Source organism: Desertihabitans aurantiacus, from assembly GCF_003344635.1.
Classification (GTDB): Bacteria; Actinomycetota; Actinomycetes; order Propionibacteriales; family Propionibacteriaceae; genus Desertihabitans; species Desertihabitans aurantiacus.
In genome coordinates this window covers 1-3,604 of sequence record NZ_QPKK01000327.1, presented here as the reverse complement: position 1 = coordinate 3,604, position 3,604 = coordinate 1, and the positions used below count along the sequence as shown (strand labels likewise).

Annotated in this window: 4 protein-coding genes; 2 read left to right on the top strand and 2 right to left on the bottom strand. The window is 75.0% G+C overall.

The features are described from left to right. The coding region (locus DVA66_RS18280) for an RNA polymerase sigma factor (RefSeq protein ID WP_232822055.1) at window positions 1–1,137 on the top strand (1,137 nt) is incomplete at its 5' end. A 7-nt stretch (window positions 1,138–1,144) separates the two neighbouring features. Here DVA66_RS18280 and DVA66_RS18275 read toward each other — a convergent pair. Both DVA66_RS18275 and DVA66_RS18270 read right to left on the bottom strand, forming a co-directional pair. After that, complete coding sequence (locus DVA66_RS18275) at window positions 1,145–1,654, bottom strand: LytR C-terminal domain-containing protein (RefSeq protein ID WP_157974112.1); 510 nt, start codon at window positions 1,652–1,654, stop codon at window positions 1,145–1,147. Between the two features lie 45 nt (window positions 1,655–1,699). Further along, a complete protein-coding gene (locus DVA66_RS18270) occupies window positions 1,700–1,993 on the bottom strand; it encodes a type II toxin-antitoxin system VapB family antitoxin (protein WP_114127797.1) in 294 nt (97 codons plus the stop codon). Window positions 1,994–2,108: 115 nt separating this feature from the next. Between DVA66_RS18270 and DVA66_RS18265 the strand changes: the two genes are divergently transcribed. Next, window positions 2,109–3,604, top strand: a 1,496-nt coding sequence (locus DVA66_RS18265) for a helicase HerA-like domain-containing protein (protein ID WP_114561319.1), incomplete at its 3' end; no start/stop codon positions are given.

The following is a 3,604-nucleotide window of genomic DNA, read 5'->3' as shown; positions in this document are numbered from 1 at the left end:
GCCGCGGCGGCTGCGGCGGTGCAGTGGCCGCGGGACGGGACGCCGCACGACCCGGGCGCCTGGCTGGTCCGGGTCGCCTCGCGGCGCCTGCTCGACGGCGTCCGCGCCGACCGGGCCCGCAGCGCGCGGGAGGAGCGGCTGGGACGAGCCGTCCCCGACGACGGCTGGACGTCCCCGTCGGCCGAGCAGCCCCCGCGCAGCCCCGAGCAGGACACCCTGCAGCTGGCCCTGCTCTGCTGCCACCCCAGCCTGTCCCGACCCTCGCAGGTGGCGCTCACCCTGCGCTCGGTGACCGGTCTGGGGGTGCAGCAGATCGCCGCGGCGTTCCTGGTGCCCGAACGCACCCTCACCCAGCGGCTCACCCGGGCCCGGGCGACCCTTCGCGCGGCCGGCGCCCGGTTCAGCATGCCGTCGCCGGCCGAGCTGCCGGCCCGGGTCGGGGCGGTGCTCGACGTCTGCCACCTCACCTTCAACGAGGGCTACACCCGAAGCAGCGGCGACCAGCTGGTCGACGCGCTGCTGGCCGAGGAGGCGATCGCCCTGGTCCGGCGGCTGCGGCGGGCCCTGCCCGACCACGACGAGGTCGCCGGCCTGCTCGCGCTGGTGCTGCTCACCCACGCCCGGACCCCCGCCCGCACCGACGCCCGCGGCGACCTCGTCCCGCTGGCCGAGCAGGACCGCACCCGCTGGGACCACGACCTGGTCGCGGAGGGGATCGCGCTGCTGGAGCGGGTGCTGCCGCGCGGACCCGTCGGGCGCTACCAGCTGCAGGCGGCGATCGCGGCGGTGCACGCCGAGGCGGCCGGGGCCGAGCAGACCGACTGGGAGCAGATCCGCGTGCTCTACGAGATGCTGGAGCGCATCGCGCCCGGGCCGGCGGTCACGCTCAACAAGGCGGTGGCGGTCGGGATGGCCCGCGGCGCCGAGCACGGGCTGGCTGTGGTCGAGCCGCTGCTGGAGCAGGAGTCGATGCGGCACCACCACCGCACCCACGCCGTCCGGGCGCACCTGCTGGAACGGGCCGGACGGGTCGCGGAGGCGGCCGACAGCTACCGGCAGGCGGCCCGGCTCACGGCCAGCACGCCCGAGCAGCGCTACCTCAACGCGCGGCTGCGCCGCCTCGACGGGGCCCGCTGAGAGCGGGTCAGCCGACCGCCGGGCTGGGGGTGGGGGCCAGGCAGGCGGTGTTCGACTCGAGGTCGATGGACTCCGGCGCGTCACCCACCATGCCGGCGTACTCCGAGCCGATCAGCACGTCCACCACGCCGTCGGGGCGGGCGTCGCTGCGAGGATCGGCCTCCTGGAAGTGCTCCAGGGTCAGCCGGACCGCCGGGTCCTCGGTGGTGACGCCGACCACGACGGTGCGGGTCACCCGTTCGTCGGTGTTGCCGACCGTGGCGACGGCGAAGCCGGCGGCCTCCAGGGCCTGGCCCACCTCGGCTGCCTTGCCGCGCTCGGCGCCGCCGTTGAAGACGTTGACGAGCACCTGGCTGCTCTCCAGCTGCTCCACCTGCTCGGGGACGCAGGGCTCGACCGGCGGTGGCGGCGGCGGCTTCATCACGTTGGTGTAGCCCCACCAGGCGCCGAAGCCGAGCAGGCCCAGCAGCACGAGGAGGGACAACGGGGTGCGGGCGACCCGCCACACTTCAGCCACGCTCATGCTCCTACCAGCCCTCCTCGCCTGCGGCGGCGCTCTGGCTCAGCCGAGCTCGAGCACGCGGGCGTGCAGGGTCTGGCGCTGCTGCAGCGCCGCTCGGAGCGCGCGGTGCAGGCCGTCCTCCAGGTAGAACTCGCCCTGCCAGGACACCACGTGGGCGAACAGGTCGCCGTAGAACGTCGAGTCCTCCTCCAGCAGCGCCTCGAGGTCGAGGGTGCGCTTGGTGGTGACCAGCTGGTCGAGCCGGATCTGGTGCGGTGCGATGGCAGCCCACTGCTTCTGGGTGTACCCGTGGTCGGGGTAGGGACGGACATCACCGACGCGCTTGAAGATCACGCGGGCCACTGTAACGGTTGGGGGTGGTCGGACCGGATCGGCGAACCTAACGATTGCCGCGCGATTTCCTCAGCCGGACGCCTCGGTCGCGGGACGGCTGTGCCACGCTGTCGCCATGACGGCTGGCGGCACGGCGACCCCGCTCGACCCGGTCCGGGAGCCCGGCCCCGACCCGGCACGCGAGGCGCACCGCGCCGCCGTCCGGGCCGGCTACACCTTCGACGAGCCGGCGGTCGAGCTCGGTGTGCTGGCCGACGGCGACCGTCCCGTCCCCGACGCGCGGATCCGGCTGCCGCTGGCGATGCTCAACCGCCACGGCCTGGTCTGCGGGGCCACCGGCAGCGGCAAGACGGTCACCCTGCAGGTGCTCGCCGAGCAGCTGTCGGCCGCGGGCGTCCCGGTCTTCGCCGCCGACATCAAGGGCGACCTGTCCGGTCTGGTCACCCCGGGCACGGGGTCGGAGAAGCTGCTGGCCCGCACCCGCGCCAACGGCCAGGACTGGACGCCGGCCGCCAGCCCGGTGGAGTTCTTCGCCCTCGGCACCGGCGGGCTCGGCGTCCCGGTGCGGGCCACCGCCACCTCCTTCGGCCCGCTGCTGCTGGCCAAGGTGCTGGGGCTCAACGACACCCAGGAGTCCTCGCTGTCGCTGGTCTTCCACTGGGCCGACCAGCGGGGCCTGCCGATGGTCGACCTCACCGACCTGCGGGCGGTGCTGCACTTCCTCACCGAGGGTGACGGCAAGGTCGAGCTGCGCGAGCTCGGCGGCGTCTCCACCGCCACGGTCGGGGTCATCCTGCGGGCGGTCACCACCCTGCAGGCGCAGGGCGCGGACGCCTTCTTCGGCGAGCCCGAGCTGGAGCTGGCCGACCTCTGCCGCACCACCACCGACGGCGCCGGCATCATCTCGCTGCTCGAGCTGCCCGACCTGCACGACCGACCCGCCCTGTTCTCCACCTTCCTGATGTGGCTGCTGGCCGAGCTGTTCGAGACGCTGCCCGAGGTGGGCGACGCCGAGCGGCCCCGGCTGGTGTTCTTCTTCGACGAGGCCCACCTGCTGTTCGCCGACGCCTCCAGGGCCTTCCTCTCCTCGGTGGCCCAGACCGTCCGGCTGATCCGCTCCAAGGGGGTGGGCATCGTCTTCGTCACCCAGTCCCCGCAGGACGTGCCGGAGCAGGTGCTGGCCCAGCTCGGCGCGCGGGTGCAGCACCAGGTGCGCGCCCACACCCCCAAGGAGGCCCGGGCGCTGCGGCAGACCGTGTCCACCTTCCCGCAGGGCCCGGACGACCTGGCCGAGGTGCTGCAGACCCTCGGCACGGGAGAGGCGGTGGTGACGGTGCTGGGCTCCGACGGCGCGCCGACGCCGGTCGCCCGCACCCGGGTCTTCGCGCCGCGCTCCACCATGGGCCCGACCCCGGCGGAGGTGCTGCGGCCCGGTATCGCGGTGTCGCCGCTGATGCAGCGCTACGGCCAGGCGGTCGACCGCGACTCCGCCCGGGAGATGCTGGCCCGCCGCGTCGAGGAGCAGACCCCTGCCCCCGCCGCACCGCCGCCGCGGCGCACCGGGCGTGCCGAGCGCGCCGAGGAGGACGGGCCCCGCCGGGACCCGGCGCC